The following is a 16747-nucleotide window of genomic DNA, read 5'->3' on the forward strand; positions in this document are numbered from 1 at the left end:
TGGCGGGGTGGCGGGTGGCGGGGCGGTGAGAGCGGCGAGGACGAGCAGGGCGGGCTCCGGTACCTGGAGGGCGCGGACCCGGCCCACGCGCCCGCCCGGACGAACTGCGGCTTCGGCGCCCCGAGCTGGGCGAGTTCAAGGGTGGACCACCTCCGCTCGCGCGGAGAGCACGCCCTCGTCCTCCTTCGGGAGGGCGGAGGCCCTTTCGTCGTACCTGGGCGTGAGCGGCGGCTACCTGATGCGCTGCTGGTGGAGCATCAACAGCGCCGCCACCGCAGACGCTGACCGGATCTCGCCGCGGGCCACCAGCTCGGGCACCCGCTTCAGCGGCACCCACTCCCGGCGCGCGGACTCGAAGGCGTCGCGGGGCTCGCCGATGCGCTCGGCGCGGTCGGACCAGTAGACCCGGTGATGGCTGGTCGAGATCCCCGGCATCGGATCGACGGCGAGCAGCAGCTGCATCGGGCCCGGCCGCCAGCCGGTCTCCTCCTCGAACTCGCGCGCCGCCGCGGCCGCCGGGTCCTCGCCCTCGCTCGTGCCGCCCGAGGGCAGCTCCCAGCCCCAGGCGTCGGTGATGAAGCGGTGGCGCCACAGCAGCAGGACCTCGTCGGCCTCGTTCACCACCGCGGCGACCGCGACGGGGCGCAGCCTGATGACGGTGTGGTCGAGGTGCCGGCCGTCGGGCAGCTCGACGTCGGCCATCGCCACCTTGAGCCAGCGGTTCTCGTACACGGTGCGCTCACCCACGTTGCGCCACACAGACACGTCAGGACCTCTCGTCGGGTACGGGCCCATCCCAGCACACCGGCTACAGCGGGATGCGCAGCATGTCGTCGATCCGGTCGACGACATCGGCCGTCGCCCGGCTCCCGAGCCGGGCCATGCTGCGGCGCAGCGTGGTCAGCCGGCCTTGTAGCCGCTGGGACTCCATGCCCTGCATCGTGTCGAGCATGGTGACGGCGGTCTCGGTCGCGCGGTCGGCGGCGCCGGCGCGCAGGTGGACGTCGGAGAGTGTGGCGAGCCGGTGCACGCGGCCGCGGGCGTGGGTCTGCGTGGCGGCGGCCTCGGCGGCGTATGCCTCGGCGGGCCGGGTGTCGCCGAGCCGCATGAGGGCGTCGGCCAGGTTAGCTTGGAGCAGGCCGGGCCCGACGTAGCCGGTCTCGTCGGGCTCCTCGGCCGGGCGGATCTGTCCGGCCGCGGTCTCGGCCAGCGTCATCGCCCGGTGCGCGCCGCTCTGGTCGCCCATCCGGGAGAACGCCTTGGCCTGCATGGCGTGCAGGTCGCAGGCGAGGGCCGGGGAGATGGCGTGGCCCGCGGTGCGCACAGCGGCCTCGGCGAAGGCGACGGCCTGGCGGTGCTGCTTCATGAACAGCGCCTGGTTGACCAGCACCGCGATGACGTACCCGCCGAACGCGCGGTCGCCGCTGGCCTTGGCCAGGCGCAGGGCCTGGTGGAAGTAGTGCTGGGCCAGGCCCTGGGCATCGGAGTCGTACGAGCAGATCCCGGCGATCGCGACCAGGCCGCCGGTGGCGCGGTGGAGTTCGCGCCCGACCTGGTCGGTGTAGGCGCCGCGCACCAGCGGGGCGGCCTCCGTGGTCAGGAACCGCAGGATGCGGGCGCGCGTCGCTACGCCGCCGGCTTTCCGGTACATCTGCTCGTAGTGCCCGCGGGCACTACGCAGCAGGTCGACGTCGGACAGGCCGACGCGGGGCGTGCCGTCCCGGGAGACGTCCGCGTCGTCCGGCGGGTGCTCCCACTCCCAGACGGGGCCGACGGCGGGCAGCCCGGTGATGACTAGGGCGGCCTGGAGGTCGGCGCGCTGCTGCATGTCTCCGCGCCACAGGGCGGTAGAGCGCTCGATGAACCCGCCCAGCGGGGTGACCGTGGCCTGCTGTCCGGTGGCGGTGCCCATGCCGATGTCGTCAAGCGTGACCGGGCGGGCGAGACGCTCCCCGAGGACCTCGCAGATCAGCTCGGGCACGATGCCGCGGGGCCGCTGGCCCTTGAGCCACCGGATCACCGAGCTGTGGTCGTAGCGCATCGTCCGGCCGCGGGCCCGGCCAGCCGTGTTCACGCGGGCGGCCAGTCCCTTGCGGGACATCCCGGCCTCGTCCAGTGCGGCGTCCAGGAGGGTGTTCGGTTCCATAGCGTGCCCCTTGTGTCACTCAGTGTGCGGAGCCTAACCACCCCTGGTTCACACAGTGTGTGAATCACGCAATGCGGCCCACCCTCTGCACACACTGCCGCGCGCCCGGACCGGGCGGTCACCATCGCCTCATGACCACCACTCCCACATCTGACCAGGCACTGCGGTGAGTGTCCTGGAGCTGCCGGCGGACGCACGCGGGCTGCTGGATCTGCCAATGCTCGACGGCCTCACCGACGACCAGTCCCGTGGCGCGGACTGCGTCTGGTGCGCGGACGGCCCCCTGAGCGTGGCCGCCGCCGTCAACCTCGGCGAGCAGCACGCCACCCCAGACCGCGCCTGGTTCCCGCGCTCCTGCCGCAGCTGCGTGAGCGACCGCGCCCGCCGCGCCCTCGCCCGTCACACTCCGCTGTGCGAGCAGTGCACCGACGACCCGCACATCTGCCAGATCAACAGGACCCTTCACCTCCTGCTCCTGGAGGGCAGCCAGTGACCGAAGCAGGGATCACCTCAGCTCTCCTTCTCGAAGTCCCGCCCGGCCTGCCCCTCACCGCGGAGCAGGTCACCGGAACCGTATGCGTCTGGTGCGTCGCCCCCCTGACCGATGACGCCCGCGTCGACCTCGGAGGCCGTGGCACGTTCCGCCCGCACAGCTGCGCCCGCTGTCACCAAGCGCTCACCGACATGCACACCATCCGGGCCCAGTGGTACGAGCATTGCGAGTCATGCGAGACCTGCCGGGCGGACGCCCGGTGCGTCTACGCCGACGTGCTGCGCCTCCACTATGCGGAGGTCCGGCAGACGGCCGGCAGGCAGCCGATGATGTGCCTCTCGTGCGGCCAAGAGATGACCTGGGCGGAGCGGTGCAGGCCGGTCAACGCGATCGGATTCTCCCGGCCGCTCCGCGGGTTCGCGCACATCGTGGCGTGCCCACAGCCCAAGCCCAGAAGGGCCAGCGCCTGATGATCTGCGACCACTGTGCCATGCCAATCCAGCCCGGTGAGCAGTTCGACACCACGGACATCGAGACCGGATCGGGGGTGGCCGCCCCGGTACACCGTCACCGCTGGCCGTGCACCCCTCCCGCGCCGCAGCAGACCGTGCCGGAGTCGATGCCACGGTGGCTGCGGCGGTAGGTCGGCCGAGCCCCCCGCTCCTGGCTCGCTGCCGACAGCGCCGGGCGCGGGAGAGCGGCCGCCCCCGCAATCCCCCGCCAGGGCGGCCGCTCAGCTGACCAGCTCGTGCACAGGGACCCCGATGGCCCGCGCGATACGCAGCAGCGGTCGCAAAGTCGGGTTCGCCCGGCCGGCCTCGATGTCCTGGTAGTGGGCCCTGTTCATCGGCACCGCGAGGATCACCCGCTCCTGGGTCAGGTTGCGGGACTCACGGACGTCGCGGATGCGTCTGCCGATGCGCTGCCCCTCGCTGTTCAGCCAGTCGTCGGACCACCTCCGCTCGCGCGGAGAGCACGTGCCCTGCGGGCCCTTCTGCTCGGTCTCGGCCGAACCACCTCCGCTCGTGCGGAGAGCACCTCGACGGGGAGGGCGCTCACGGGTTGATCTCCGGACCACCTCCGCTCGCGCGGAGAGCACCCCCCGCAGCAATGGCACAGAAAGTGCAGTTCTGGACCACCTCCGCTCGCGCGGAGAGCACGTGACATCGAACGTTGATCGTGTGCCACTGAGCGGACCACCTCGGCTCGCGCGGAGAGCACCGGCGTCCGAGGGCGCCGGCCCGATACGCCTTCGGACCACCTCCGCTCGCGCGGAGAGCACCGGACGTGAACCTGATCCCCGCGCTTGTACGCCGGACCACCTCCGCTCGCGCGGAGAGCACACGCGCCGAGCACGGGGCTCGTGCGAGCCTCCGGACCACCTCCGCTCGCGCGGAGAGCACCGGATCCGGACACTACGTGCGCGGGCCCGAGTCGGACCACCTCCGCTCGCGCGGAGAGCACGGCGAGCAGACGTCGCTCGGCGCAGGGTCGGACGGACCACCTCCGCTCGCGCGGAGAGCACAACAGCGGGGACATGGAGGCGGCGTGGGCCGTCGGACCACCTCCGCTCGCGCGGAGAGCACTGCAACGACGAGGTCTCCACCGTAGCAACTACGGACCACCTCCGCTCGCGCGGAGAGCACTGGGCGTTCATCATCAGCGACGTCGGGCTGGACGGACCACCTCCGCTCGCGCGGAGAGCACGGCTCTTGATCCCCCTATTACTTGGACGGTTCTGGACCACCTCCGCTCGCGCGGAGAGCACCGGACCACGACGTGTCGCGGCACCCAAGTGGGCGGACCACCTCCGCTCGCGCGGAGAGCACGCCGCGACCGCCGTGATCAGGTTCTCCTCATCCGGACCACCTCCGCTCGCGCGGAGAGCACATGTTCGGGCTCGGCGTGATCCGGCACCGCAACGGACCACCTCCGCTCGCGCGGAGAGCACTTCTCCTCCCGGTCATCCCGCTCACCCCGGAGCGGACCACCTCCGCTCGCGCGGAGAGCACGCTTCGGTGGTCTGAATGGTCATGGGGGTGGCCGGACCACCTCCGCTCGCGCGGAGAGCACGCGATCGGGTCCTCGTCCACCGGCCGCTCGAACGGACCACCTCCGCTCGCGCGGAGAGCACTGGACGATCGGCGCGGTCGCCGTGGTCGAGGACGGACCACCTCCGCTCGCGCGGAGAGCACTCGGCGTAGGCCTCGGACGCGTCGTCGTGGTGCGGACCACCTCCGCTCGCGCGGAGAGCACTGTTCCTCCACCGGGCCACACCCTTGCCACCGCGGACCACCTCCGCTCGCGCGGAGAGCACCTGCTGGCCGCTGACGCCCACACGACGCTCGTCGGACCACCTCCGCTCGCGCGGAGAGCACATCCGGTCCGGCGTCGGAGGCTTCCGGCCGGGCGGACCACCTCCGCTCGCGCGGAGAGCACCTCGACTGGGGCTGGGGCTGGTTCGCGTACGTCGGACCACCTCCGCTCGCGCGGAGAGCACCCGTCGTACCGGGCCGCCCGCCGGTGCGAGAACGGACCACCTCCGCTCGCGCGGAGAGCACGTTCCACTGCTCTACATTCATGCCGCCACCTGCGGACCACCTCCGCTCGCGCGGAGAGCACCTGTATCCGAGGGCCTCGGCAACGTCATCGTGCGGACCACCTCCGCTCGCGCGGAGAGCACACCGAGCTGGCCGCCGAGGCCGAGCCCGAGCCGGGACCACCTCCGCTCGCGCGGAGAGCACGTTGCCAGGGCGATCGAGATCTCGGATTCCGGCGGACCACCTCCGCTCGCGCGGAGAGCACTGGATGGCCACCACGCACCGGGTGCGCTCCGACGGACCACCTCCGCTCGCGCGGAGAGCACGCCCGGCGGCAGGGCAGTCGGGCACCTACTCGCGGACCACCTCCGCTCGCGCGGAGAGCACCGGCGGAGGGCCGGGCGGTGTGTGGCGGTGCGCGGACCACCTCCGCTCGCGCGGAGAGCACCCCCCGAGCAGCGATGAGACGCCGCTCGGGGGCGGACCACCTCCGCTCGCGCGGAGAGCACGACTGCTGCGCGAGTGAGTACCATCTCGGGGTCGGACCACCTCCGCTCGCGCGGAGAGCACGAGTCCATCCCGCCGGACGAGACCTGGCAGCACGGACCACCTCCGCTCGCGCGGAGAGCACTTGGTGTTCGGGAGCGGCCCCAGCGGCTCACGCGGACCACCTCCGCTCGCGCGGAGAGCACTCCCTGTGGGACACCTCGCCGCTCGCGCAGGTCGGACCACCTCCGCTCGCGCGGAGAGCACCCTTCCTGACCTGCAGTATCAGAAGGGCTTTGCTGTTTCTTTGCCGGGGGTGGTGCTCGGTGGCAAGTGAGTGGCAGGCATGGCATGCACTGTAGTCGGCGCCGGCTTTCAGGGGACAGGAGTGGCTGGTCAGCTTGTCCTCGTCAATGCAGGAGCAAGCTGACCGATCGCACCGCGTGACTGAGTGCCGGACAGTTCATCCCGTTGCGCTGCCGGGTGGGCTTGTTGTGAGGTGAGGTGCACGAACCGGGTGAGTTTGTGCCTCGTGATGTGCGAGGGGCGGAGAATCGCCGGATCGCGAGGGTGTTCTCGGTGTCGTGGTGCGGCATGAGGCGGGCAGGGCAAGGGGCATGGGTTGGGTTCGATCCTGCCGCCGCAATGGCTCGGAAGAGCGCGGTACAACACCGTCGGCGACAGGAATCCCGCGCGGCGCGACGCGGTGGGTGGCCGCCGGTGTCGGATTCAGAAGGGATCCGCCACCGCCTCGTCTCCGTCGTCGTCAGGGCGGAAGGCGACGAGGGTGAGGCCGTCGAAGTCCTGGGGAATCCGGCGGCGTTCACCTGCGGTGTGAAGAGTGAACCCTTGTTCGGTCGGGGAAGGGTGGAGGAGGACAGCGGCGCCGGTGCCGATGGATGCCGTGACGACGGACCAGAGTTCCTCGCGAACGCGGGCGGAGAGGGTTCCGACGTAGAGGCCGGGAGTCGGTTCGATCATCCAGCGTGTGAGTGCTCCGCGGACGTGATCAGGAACGGCAGTGGTGGCGAGGACGGTCATGATCGGCAAGGGCTCTCCCTGGTGAACAAAGCCGGGGTTCGTTGATGAGGAGGAGTCCGGTCAGAGCGGATCGGGGTCCTGTTCACCAGGAGGGGCTGCCGGGCCGGAGAGGTCTGGCAGGGGCTTGTCGTCCGCAGCCAGCGATCCGGCGGCGTCACGTGCGTAGTTGACGCCGGCCGCGACCGAACCGGCACGTGGGTCCCAGAGGTTGACCATGCGGACGCTGTGCCCGTCGGGAAGCGGCTCGGCCTCGTCCGGGGCGAGGAGGCTCTGGACGTCGGCGACGATGCGGGGCAGGAGCCTGTACAGGCGCAGCTGTTCACGGAAGCTTCGGCGGGCGGCGGCCTCGGGGTCGTGACGGTCGTGCAGGGAGAAGGCGAGAGGGACGGTCAGCTCGGCCTTGTACAGGTCGGCGATGTCGTAGACGAAGGCGAGTTGCGTTCCCTGGTGGACGTAGCCGAGGGCCGGGGAGCAGCCGAGGGCGGTGAGGGCGGCGTGCACGATGCCGTAGAGGCAGGTATTGGCTGAGGAGAGCGCCAGGTTCACGGGGTCCTGGGTGTCCCAGGAGTCCGGGTCGTAGCTGCGGCGGAAGCGGCCGATGCGATGTTGCTGGGCGAGGAGTTTGTAGAGGGCCTTCATCCGCTGCCCCTCCAGTCCGCGGAGTTGCTGGAGCGTGGTGGCCGCGGGGACCGGGACCTTGAAGCGCATGGTGTACATGCGACGGGCCACGTCGAGACGCAGGACGGGGTCACTCCAGTGCTGAACCTGCTGTTCCAGCCACCGGGTGGTGAGAGCGGGCGGGACCGTGGAGGAATAGCAGCGCACTCCACCGGACCCGACGCACACGACGGTGGTGCCGTGGCGGGCGAACGTGGCCAGCGCCGGCTGGGTGATGGAGGTGCCGGGCCCGAGCAGGACGCAGGAGAGCGCCGAGGTGGGGATGTAGACGCGCGTGGTCTCGTTGTCGGCGGTGGTGGTCTCGGCGCAGACGCCGGTGTCGTCCTGGACGATGCGCACGACGTCGGCGTAGAGGAACGAGAGGGAATCACCCACCCGCGGCAGCATGGCGAGCGTGGGCGCGGCGATCCGGCGGCGGGCGGACTTCTTGTCGTGCGGGGAGGGCATGGCGCGGTTACTCCTGAGAGGGACGGCAACCGGCCGCGTACGGTCCGGGGCTGCCGTGGTGTGTCGTAGGTTCCCGCGAGCCGGTTCAGCCGTCGAGGCGGGCGGGGGCGAGGCTGAGCAGCCCGCAGCCGTAGGACTTTCCCCGGCCGATTCCGGCCAGCAGAGCGACGCGGAGCTTGACGGGGTCGCGGACCACGGCCACACCTTCGTAGAGGGTGGCCGCGTAGGGAACCCGGATGTCCTTGTCCTGCCTGGGTGAGGTCCCCGCTCCCCTTCCGCCCCGCCGAGAGGCCGGCGCGTGGTAGGCGGTCATGGGGTCGCTGGTGCTCGGCAGGAGGCTGCGCAAGGCCAGGCCGGAGGCCGACGCGCGATCGGCCCACCATCGGGCGGCGTCCTCGCCGCTCAGCGGGATGGCCTGTTTCCAGGAGCCGGCGGTGCTGGTGCGACCGCATCGACGGACGGCGTTGCCGAGGAAGCGGTAGCGGACGGGCAGTCCAGGACGCAGTGCGGTGAGCATGGGCGTCATGTCGCGGGTCTGCGTCTCGGCGTAGCCGTTGGGCAGACGGCCGGTGTCGACGGCGACGCGGGTCTGGACGAGCAGGACGGGCGGCCCCATATGGGCGGTGTCGAGGCGGAAGAGGACTCCGGCGGTGGCACGGGGGCTGTCGCCGAGGCCGTCCGGGAGCAGCGACATCACACGCCGGTGGAGGGCGGCGGTGTTGCCCAGGTCCCTGTGGACCTGGCGATGGGCGGGGTTAAGAACCAGGCGGGTGAGCCATGCCTGCGGCACCGCCTCCTCGGCGTACGCGGTTCGGGGCGCGGGAATGGGCGTGGCTGTCATGGAGTCCCCCCGGTGCTCGGGCCGTTCAGATAGGTGTCGAGGGCGGCCAGGTAGTCGGTGCCGTATCCGCCGCAGGGTCCTGTGAAGGGGCGGACCGTCGCGTAGGCGGTGCGCTGCCGGTACCGGCGGTCGTGCGCGGTGAGGCGTACGGGGTCGTCGTTGAGGACGGTGACGACCGCCTGCGGGCCCGTGGCCTCGTCCCCTTGGGGCGGAAAGGGGGTGTCGGAGGTGTAGTGCACGTGCGGGGGCGCGTCCGACGCGGGACGTGCCAGGGGCACGCGGGCGAAGAGTTCCGTCAGCGGGTCGTCGACGTCGGTTCGCAGCACGAACACGGCACCGGGCGGGCAGGAGCGTCGGCCCATGTGGGGTGGCCAGTGCGGGCGGCGCAGGGCCGAGCCGCAGTCGGCGAGCAGCTCCGCGTGGCCAGGGCCCTCGGCTGTGACGGCGACGGTGAAGACGGCGTCGGCCAGGTAGTGGCGATTGGTCACGACGGTGGCCGACCCCGCCTGGCGACGGGCACCCGAGGCCGTGGGGACGGTGCGGTGGCGCGGGAATCCGCCACCGACCGTGTGGAAGTCGCGCAGCCGGGTCCCCGGCCGGTCCACGCGAAGGGTGAAGCGGAGACGGGCGAGATCGGCGAAGGGGACTCCGGCGGCGCCGGGGCCCGCCCCGTCGCGGGCCTGGTCACGGGTGATGCCCAAGGCGGAGGCGAGGAGACCGATGAGACCGGAACGGGTGGGGTGCGCGGCGGTGTCACGGTCAGTGAAGTCGCTGTGCTCACCCCAGGACTGCAACGGCCCGCCGAGCTGGAGCAGGAAGCCGGTCATGCGGCGACGGCCTCGGTCTTCCAGGCCGCTTCGACCGCGCTGGCCACCAGGCCCGGGAAGGATTCCGCGCGGTCCCCGAGTCCGTCGAGGGCGGCGGGGTCGATGCCGGCGTAGGCGCGGTGCACGAGGGCGTCGCTGCCCAGGAGCACGTCGACCTTCTGCGCGTACGCCGAGAGTGCGGAGCGCGAGGGTCCCGCCCAGCCGCCCTCGCCGGGGGAGACGGGCTTCTCGAACGCGGCGGCGTAGGAGACGGGCCGGTCGGCGCGCACGCTCACGTGGACGAGGTCGGGGATGGTGTGGGGGGCCGTCGAGGTCTTCTTCGCACTCGGCATGGAGCTGATGAACGACGAGACGAACGCCGTGGTCAGCTCGCGGGCGGTGGCCGGGTCGGTCACGGTGGAGGCGAGGTCGCGCAGGTCGATGGTGGCGTAGCGGTAGAAGACGCCGCTGCTGAATTCGGCGGTGTTCATGTGTGCGCTACCGGCGTCCTGGGCCCACTGGTCGACGTCGTCGACCGCGGTGAAGAAGTCGCCTTGGACCGAGGTGCTGTGGGTGGTGAAGGCGTGAGCGACCTGTACGGCGCCGTCGACCCCGGCGCCGGGAATCTCGGCGAGCATCCTACCGAACAGGGCGATCGACCCGTTGCGCGAGCGCAGCACCTCGTGCACCTCGTCCTTGGGCAGGACCGGCTTGCCGGCGGCGGACTTCGTGCCGAGGGCCTTCTCCAGCGCGGCGCGGTGCTGCTCGGCGATGTCGGCGAGCCGGCCGACGGCGTCCTCGGGGAGGAAGAGGAGCGAAGCGGTGGCCTGGTCGGCCTTGTCCCGCTCCTTGTCGAGTGCGAGCTTGCTGGCGGTGGAGATCACCACCTGTGCCCCGGCGAACTGCGCGAGTTCCGCGGGCCATCCGCGCTCCTCGTTCAAGAGCGTGGACACCTGCATCGGCAGCCTGCGCGTACGCAGGGCCTTCTCGCCGATCAACTCCTCCACTGCCTTGCGGGTCGGACGCTTCCACGCCTGGCTGGAGACGCGCGTTCGAGTCGTCCCGCCGAAGGTGACGGTCTTCGGCGAACCGAGATCGTCACGATTCACGTTGCTGTAGGGCAGGGTCTGGAGGATGTGAACGTCCAGGAAGCGGGCGCGGTTGATCGAGGTGTTCATGAGCGGAGTTCCTTCGTGGGCGATGGAGCGGTCGGTGTGCCGGGGCGGCGGTTGTACCGGAGGGAGTTTCGGCTGAGCGGCACGACGGTTCAGCGGTGCGGGTGACGGTTCAGCGGTCCGTGACGGCCTTCGCCTTCTCGCGTTCGGCGCCCAGAGTGCGGTAGTAGCTCTCCAGCCAGCGGGTGACGACATCGTCGCGGTACGTGGGCCAGGCGCGCAGGTCTCTGAGGAGGCGGGCGTAGTCGACGTGCACGCCCGCGCCGCTCACGAGACGGACAACGGACGGCAGCATGCGATGCAGACCCTCGATGTCCTGGCGGACCATCAGGTGAAGTCTGTTCTCCGCCCCCTTTTCCTTGATGGCGTCATCGCGGCGGGTGACGGCCAAAGCGAGGCTCTCGCCGAGATTGGTACCGGTCGGACGGAAGCGGTTCGCGCCGGGTCCCTTGTCTGCTGCCGGGGCGGAGTGGCCCTCCTCCTCGTCGTCGCGCGGTGTGCCGGTGTCCACCCGCTGGGCGCGCGGCCGAGCCGCGATCAGGGCGGCGACCGCGTAGAACGGGCGCTTGTCTCCCGCCTCGTACGGGACGAGCGGGAGGTCGGGTCCGTCGTCCTCGGTCTGCCGCGATTTGAGCAGGACGGCGTGAGTGCGTGCGGGGACTTCGTTCACGGGTTTGCCCAGGGCGCGACGGAGAGCCTGCTGTTCGCCGGCATTACGGCACACGGCGATCACACGCGTCACGAAGAGGTCGTGGGACCGGAGGGATTCGGCGCGCTGCGGCGGGGTCTCCGCGGGTTCGCCAGTGATACGGGTGTCATCTGGGGCGGTCATGGGAGCACCGTGTCCTCAGGGGTCGTCGGTCGGGCGGATCGGTCATGCCGAAGGGGGCGGGGGCGGCTTGAGCAGGCTGCGCACGAGCCCTCGGGCCTCCTCGCGGGCTTTGGCGCCACGTGGGGTGGCGGCGACAGTCCGCGTCACCTCGTCGTACGCGTCGAGAGCCAGGCGGCCGAACTCCTGCTGAGGGTGAAGGAAGGCGTCGGTGTGCAGGGCCCCCCAGAAGTGCTGCTCGGCTGCGGGCCAGTAGTGGGCGAGTGCCTCGCCGGGCCAGGGGCCCTCCCCCTTCTCCGGGGCCCTGCCGCCGCCTGCCCGGTCGGCCGTGAAGGGGCTGGTGTAGGCCCGCCAGGCCAGGTGGAGCGCGTAACGCAGCCGGGAAGCGGCCTTCTCGGCCGCGACGCGCGCGTCCTTGACCTCGTTCGCCAGGGCGGTGACGTCGTTCACCGGGCCAGAGTCACCGTTCGCCGGGTCGACGGGATCCGCAGGCGGGGGCGAGAGGAGTTTGTGGAGGACGGGAGGGGTGGTGGCGGAGAAGTAGCTGCGGTCGCGGGTCTGCCCGTCCTGGTCGAAGCCGTAGGCGGTGATGTGCAGTGCCCTGCGGACCGCGGCCGGCAGGCCGCCGGTGAGCCCGTCGATCACCGGTGGCCTGCGGCCGGGCGGCTCGGTACGGTGCAGGAGGATGAGCGCGTCGAGGTCGCGCCAGAGGGCGCGTTCCGCGCTCGCGTCCCGGGGGCGGACGGTGCCGTCCTTGGTCTCGTCCCAGATCAGGTACGGCTCTTTCCCTGTGTCCGGACGCTTCTCGCGCAGTGCCCAGGTGATGGTGGCATCGGTGACCGCCGTGCCCTGCTCGTCCGGGGTCAAGAGGATCGCGTGCTGGTGCCGTTCCGTCAGCATGGACAGCGGTCCGGCCGCGGGCCGCGGAGGGGCGAGCGGGTCGAGGAGTTCCTCCCGCTCCCACGGACAGCCGTCTGTACCGGCTCCGCTCTCGGCCTGGGGCCAGTGCGCGGGTTTCGGGATGCCCAGCAACAACGACTCGTAGAGCGTTCGGCCCTGCGGGTGGAACGAGATCGTTCGCCGCAACGGGCCGCCCATGACATTGCCGTACCGCTTACCGTCGACCGTACGAGGAGTGCACTGGCCGGACGGGCCGTAGTACAGCTGTGCGATCAGGTGGTGCAGTGCCTCCTCCGGCGGCAGCGGGACAGGGGCGTCGTCCGTGAAATGGCCGAGGAAGACGGGGTTGTTCCCGGACGGCCGCGCCATGACCAGCTTGTTCACACCCGAACGCGACGGCGACTCTTCCGCCAGGCGTGGATCTTGCAGAAACGGGCGTCGCGGATCGAAGAGAAACAGACGTGAGCGGTGGGAGTCGAGGTAGCTGTCGACCGCCTCGGCGGGGAATCCGACCGGACGGGACAACAGGGCGTAGCGCTTCTTGTTCCACGCCTTCGCGTCGTCACAGGTGTCGAGCCCGACGATGCGGGCCGCGAGGGCGTACAGCATCCGCATCAGCCCGGCGGCCGCCGGGGGCAGGGGGAGTGCCAGTGCGGTGAAGTCATGCGAACGGAGGAGCAGTTCACGCAGTCCCACCACGCTGATGCGGTCATCGGCGCGAACGGGAATCCAGGGGCGGGTACAGATGTCGAAACGGGGGTCGGGCGGATCGGACAAGGTGACGTGGCCTCCTCGGAGAGAGGTGACGGGAGCCGAAGCACTCGGTGTGACGTACGGTGAAGGCGCTCCGCGAAGGCGGAGGTGGACCGACGCTCCGTGGCGTTCCGTCGAGGAGTCGGCCTTCTCCCCGCGCAGGCGGGGGTGGTCCCGGGCAAGCGGGGACGGCTGGTCAGGAACAGGGTCTCCTGACCAGCCATCAGCAGAGTACGTGAAGACGCTACGTGGCGTGCGAAGAACTGAGGATCCCGTCACCCCTTCTCCGCCCGGAGACCGAGGGCGTGGTCCACCCTGAGGTCGAGGTCCCCGAAGCTGGATCCGCGGACGCCCTGGGACGTCACGCGGTGGGGGAGGAGTACGAGGCGGGCCAGCCGTGGTTCCTTCCGCCAGGCTGCCGGGGGACGGTGTTCGGCTGTGCATGCCGCACGCCATGCGCCGTGGCGGTAGGGCACGACGAGGTTGAGGAGGGTGCGGACCTCGGCACGGGTGAAGCGGCCGTCTCGTCCGCTGCCGCGCGCGGGCAACGGAATCGTGCGGGCCTCGTCCAGCCAGCGGTGGTCGTCCGCGTCCTGGTAGACCGGCAGGAGCTGAACCGTGTCCGCGCCGAGGCGGGTGGCGATGAGGTCGGCGTCCGCCTCGCTGTTGGTCAGGCCGTGCAGGTCGGCCGCAGCGGGCGGAGGGATCATGACCAGGTTCGCGAGCCCCTGGCGTGCCATGTCGTCGCCCAGCCGGTCGATGTCACGCTTGAGGAGTTCCTCCGGGTCTTGTGAACAGAACTCCGCTTTGTAGACACCGTCCACGAGAGCTTGGACATCTCCGGGAATCGCGACCGTTGTCCCCTGCCGCGCGGCCAGCGGCTCCTCGGTGCGCTGCAAGAGCGAGTCCGAGTAGACATCGCCCCAGCTCCTCGGCGCCTTCGTCGTCCCCTGCGCCGGAGAAGCCAGGACGACGAGGCGGGGGCCGACGGCCCACGCGGGACGCGGGGTCGCGGAGTGCCGCCAGACGCGGCCGGCGCGCTGGAGCAGTTGGGCCATGGGCGCCAGATCGGAGAGGACGAGGTCGAAGTCGAGATCGAGTGACTGTTCGATCACCTGTGTGGCGACGAGGATCGCGCCGCGTGGGAGCGGTGGCCTCCGGGTCTCCTTCTTGTCGCCGCGGCCGAACCAGGATTCCGCCTCGGCGGTCAGCTCAGCACGGCGGTAGGCCGGGAAGCGGGAGTGCAGCAGGCGCAGCAGTGTGCCCTCGCCCGGCGTTTCGCCCGTACCGCTCGCCCGGTCGTCCCAGCCGGTGTACCCCGGACCGTGGATTCCCGTGAGGTGTGCGCGCAGGGCTGTGTACGTGTCCTGGGCCTCGCCGACCGTCGTACAGATGACGGCGGCACATCCGCCTGCTCGCGCGACCTGCTCCAACTCCTCGAACACAACGCTCAGTCGGCCGTCGGGAACGGACGGGTCATAGGTGTGTGTCACCCGCCGGACGGTGATGTCGAGCGCGCGGGAGCGCACTGTGCCGACCGGCGTCGACGGCGTGATGACCGCGCCGGTGCGCCCGTCCGCGTAGAGCCATCCCGGGTAACCCGGCGTCGGCAGCCCGGCCCCACTGCCGATGCCGGCGCCCGTCAGATACGCGCGGACGAGACCACGCGCCGTCTCACCGGTCAGAGTCGCGGACAGCAAAATGACCGGTACGCCCATCGCGCCGAGCCAGTTCAGCAGACGGAGCAGCAACGCGTGGGTGAAGGCGTCGTAGGAGTGCGCCTCGTCGACCACGACCGTCTTGCCGGCCAGCCCCAGGTGCCGCAACGCGTTGTACCGCAAGGGCAGTACGCCCATGAGGGCCTGATCGATCGTGCCGACGGAGATCGGCGCGAGCAGGCCACGCCACCGCTGCCGCAGCCAGCGGCTCGCCTCCACCGATACACCGTCACCTCCGGAGGCGGCCGAGTGGTCGGCGTCGTGCGACAGGACACGCGACTCCGGGGCGTCCGCTCCCTTCGTCCCGCTGCTCCCGTCGGCCGGTTGATAGCGCTCGTGGAGGTCGGCGTCCCTGTGAGTGAGCGTGACCTGTGCGCTGTCCGTGAGATTCCGCAGCGCGAAATCGCTTACGCGCTCGTACATCTGGTTCGCCGTGGCCTGGGTCGGCAGGGCGAAGAACACGCCGCTGCCCCCGACCGCGTCCCCCATCACCGTCGCGGCGTGCAGCGCGACCTCGGTCTTCCCCTCCCCCGTGGGTGCCGTCACCAGCAGGATCCCCGGCCCTGAGACCTTGTTCCGCAGCCCCTGCTCGACGCTGCGCTGCAATGGATGCGGATCCGTGATCTCCGGGAACTGCTCAGCGAAGTCATGGGTCCGGAAGACGGCGCGGCCCAGCCCGGCGTCCGCGACGATCCCGGGCGCGAGCGCGCTCATCTCGGTGGCATGGGCCCGTACGGCTCCGGGCGTGCCCGGCTCCGGACGGTTGAACCAAGCGGTCAGCCGCTCCTCCACCACGTGTTCCTGGCTGGCCAGCCAGTCGGCGACGATCACGAGCCCCGCGATCACCACGGCACTCGCCACCGGAACCGCCTCGACCTGGGGGACAGGCGGCTTTCCCAGCAGTTCCCGCAAGAGCGCGACGTGTTCACGCCTTTCCCGGGCCCAGGCGCCACTGCCCAGCTCCACCATGCCGCCGTCGGCCAGCTCCAGCTCGTCCTCCTCGATCCCGAGGGGGTAGCGTCCGTGGTGCCCGCCGAGGATCTGCCCCACCTGGCAACGCAGCTGGTACTCGGCCATGCCGTCCTCGGGATAGCCGAGCCCGCCGAGCAGTCCCGGAACCGCCTTGGCCGTGGCGTGTTCGTGGCCGACCCGACCGACCTGACTGTCCCTGCTCCGGTCGTGCGTGTAGCGCGGCTCGCCGAGAAAGCCGCAGTGTCCCGGATGTTCGTCACGCGCCGCGTCCTGGAAAGCGGGCAAGATCTTTCCGATGTCGTGGAGACCTGCCCAGAGCATCACCACCGGCCGGGCATCTCGCACCTCCAGACGCAGCGCCGTCGCGATCCGCTCGCGCTGCCCCGCCTCCAGCACCTCGTCCCACAACACCCCGGCAATCAGGGCCGTATCCACCAGATGCCCCATCAACGGGTAGGGCCGCCTCAGACCCTTGGCCTTGCCCCACAACCGGCTGTCAACCACCACGGCCCTCCCGCACTGTCGCCGACGTCCACTCCTCTCACTCCAGCACGAGCCACTGACAACAGGGCCCGGTGCGCGACGGCGGACTGCCCGATGAGACGGCGGAGAAGCTACATATCCGCAGGTGAGGAGGTGGTCTCCGCGCGGGTGGAGGCGGCTGACAGTCCTGCGCACGTGGTGACGCGGGGCACTCGGGCGCGCCTGGGCCGCCACGATGCGGCTCCCCTTCCCGGGTGGGTGGGGAGAGAGGAGGCGAGGGGATGGAAGAGGCCAGGCAGGGAGCAACTGAAGGCTTCGTCGCAGTGGGATACCGTTCGCTGGGCGTCGGGCTCGGCTCTCATGCGTGTTCAGCGTCGCTGTCGACCTCGTCCGCAGGGGCGGTGCCGGGTTCGTGCGCCGGAGCGGGCCCCGTTCGGGC

12 protein-coding genes and 1 CRISPR repeat array are annotated in these 16747 nt (G+C 71.0%); of the genes, 1 reads left to right on the forward strand and 11 read right to left on the reverse strand.

Features of this window, described 5'->3' with window-relative positions:
- Positions 1-231: 231 nt before the first annotated feature.
- Positions 232-795: an NUDIX domain-containing protein gene (locus B086_RS0103910; RefSeq protein ID WP_051115745.1), complete on the reverse strand. Its 564-nt coding sequence runs from the start codon at positions 793-795 to the stop codon at positions 232-234.
- A gap of 13 nt (positions 796-808) precedes the next feature.
- Positions 809-2146 (reverse strand): hypothetical protein, encoded by a 1338-nt coding sequence (locus B086_RS0103915; RefSeq protein WP_018565095.1) that lies wholly within the window; start codon positions 2144-2146, stop codon positions 809-811.
- A gap of 166 nt (positions 2147-2312) precedes the next feature.
- On the opposite strand from B086_RS0103915, the gene B086_RS0103920 reads away from it, so the two are divergent.
- Positions 2313-2639 (forward strand): hypothetical protein, encoded by a 327-nt coding sequence (locus B086_RS0103920; RefSeq protein WP_018565096.1) that lies wholly within the window; start codon positions 2313-2315, stop codon positions 2637-2639.
- A 733-nt stretch (positions 2640-3372) separates the two neighbouring features.
- Here B086_RS0103920 and B086_RS45270 read toward each other — a convergent pair.
- The 9 genes from B086_RS45270 to B086_RS0103975 form a co-directional block, all read right to left on the reverse strand.
- The gene (locus B086_RS45270; RefSeq protein ID WP_026252077.1) at positions 3373-3579 is read right to left on the reverse strand and encodes a helix-turn-helix domain-containing protein; all 207 of its coding nucleotides are present in this window, start codon (positions 3577-3579) and stop codon (positions 3373-3375) included.
- Between the two features lie 8 nt (positions 3580-3587).
- A CRISPR array of direct repeats spans positions 3588-5932; the repeat unit is 29 nt; unit sequence CGGACCACCTCCGCTCGCGCGGAGAGCAC.
- A gap of 462 nt (positions 5933-6394) precedes the next feature.
- Positions 6395-6715 carry a type I-E CRISPR-associated endoribonuclease Cas2e gene (gene cas2e / locus B086_RS0103940; RefSeq protein ID WP_026252078.1) on the reverse strand — a complete coding sequence of 107 codons (321 nt, stop codon included), beginning with the start codon at positions 6713-6715 and terminating at the stop codon, positions 6395-6397.
- Positions 6716-6766: 51 nt separating this feature from the next.
- Positions 6767-7831: a type I-E CRISPR-associated endonuclease Cas1e gene (gene cas1e, locus B086_RS0103945; protein ID WP_018565100.1), complete on the reverse strand. Its 1065-nt coding sequence runs from the start codon at positions 7829-7831 to the stop codon at positions 6767-6769.
- 85 nt (positions 7832-7916) lie between these two features.
- Positions 7917-8672: a type I-E CRISPR-associated protein Cas6/Cse3/CasE gene (locus B086_RS0103950; RefSeq protein WP_051115746.1), complete on the reverse strand. Its 756-nt coding sequence runs from the start codon at positions 8670-8672 to the stop codon at positions 7917-7919.
- Positions 8669-9499 carry a type I-E CRISPR-associated protein Cas5/CasD gene (gene cas5e / locus B086_RS0103955; RefSeq protein WP_018565102.1) on the reverse strand — a complete coding sequence of 277 codons (831 nt, stop codon included), beginning with the start codon at positions 9497-9499 and terminating at the stop codon, positions 8669-8671. Before cas5e ends, B086_RS0103950 begins: the two co-directional genes overlap by 4 nt.
- Complete coding sequence (cas7e, locus tag B086_RS0103960) at positions 9496-10656, reverse strand: type I-E CRISPR-associated protein Cas7/Cse4/CasC (RefSeq protein WP_018565103.1); 1161 nt, start codon at positions 10654-10656, stop codon at positions 9496-9498. The genes cas5e and cas7e overlap by 4 nt, the downstream gene beginning before the upstream one ends.
- A gap of 109 nt (positions 10657-10765) precedes the next feature.
- Positions 10766-11485, reverse strand: a complete 720-nt coding sequence (casB, locus tag B086_RS41825; protein ID WP_018565104.1) for a type I-E CRISPR-associated protein Cse2/CasB — start codon at positions 11483-11485, stop codon at positions 10766-10768.
- A 42-nt stretch (positions 11486-11527) separates the two neighbouring features.
- Entirely contained in the window at positions 11528-13414 is a 1887-nt protein-coding gene (gene casA / locus B086_RS0103970; RefSeq protein WP_267880880.1) for a type I-E CRISPR-associated protein Cse1/CasA, read from the reverse strand.
- Positions 13411-16332, reverse strand: coding sequence for a CRISPR-associated endonuclease Cas3'' (locus B086_RS0103975; RefSeq protein WP_018565106.1), 2922 nt, complete (start codon positions 16330-16332; stop codon positions 13411-13413). The genes casA and B086_RS0103975 overlap by 4 nt, the downstream gene beginning before the upstream one ends.
- Positions 16333-16747: the final 415 nt, after the last annotated feature.

The organism is Streptomyces sp. PsTaAH-124 (genome assembly GCF_000373685.1).
GTDB classification, from domain to species: Bacteria; Actinomycetota; Actinomycetes; order Streptomycetales; family Streptomycetaceae; genus Streptomyces; species Streptomyces andamanensis.

What these genes read in the sequence shown, in the direction of transcription:
- casB (WP_018565104.1), bottom strand. Translation starts at nt 11,485, where the DNA reads ATGACCGCCCCAGATGACACCCGTATCACTGGCGAACCCGCGGAGACC.
- cas1e (WP_018565100.1), bottom strand. Translation starts at nt 7,831, where the DNA reads ATGCCCTCCCCGCACGACAAGAAGTCCGCCCGCCGCCGGATCGCCGCG.
- B086_RS0103950 (WP_051115746.1), bottom strand. Translation starts at nt 8,672, where the DNA reads ATGACAGCCACGCCCATTCCCGCGCCCCGAACCGCGTACGCCGAGGAG.
- cas7e (WP_018565103.1), bottom strand. Translation starts at nt 10,656, where the DNA reads ATGAACACCTCGATCAACCGCGCCCGCTTCCTGGACGTTCACATCCTC.
- cas5e (WP_018565102.1), bottom strand. Translation starts at nt 9,499, where the DNA reads ATGACCGGCTTCCTGCTCCAGCTCGGCGGGCCGTTGCAGTCCTGGGGT.
- B086_RS0103910 (WP_051115745.1), bottom strand. Translation starts at nt 795, where the DNA reads ATGGGCCCGTACCCGACGAGAGGTCCTGACGTGTCTGTGTGGCGCAAC.
- B086_RS0103915 (WP_018565095.1), bottom strand. Translation starts at nt 2,146, where the DNA reads ATGGAACCGAACACCCTCCTGGACGCCGCACTGGACGAGGCCGGGATG.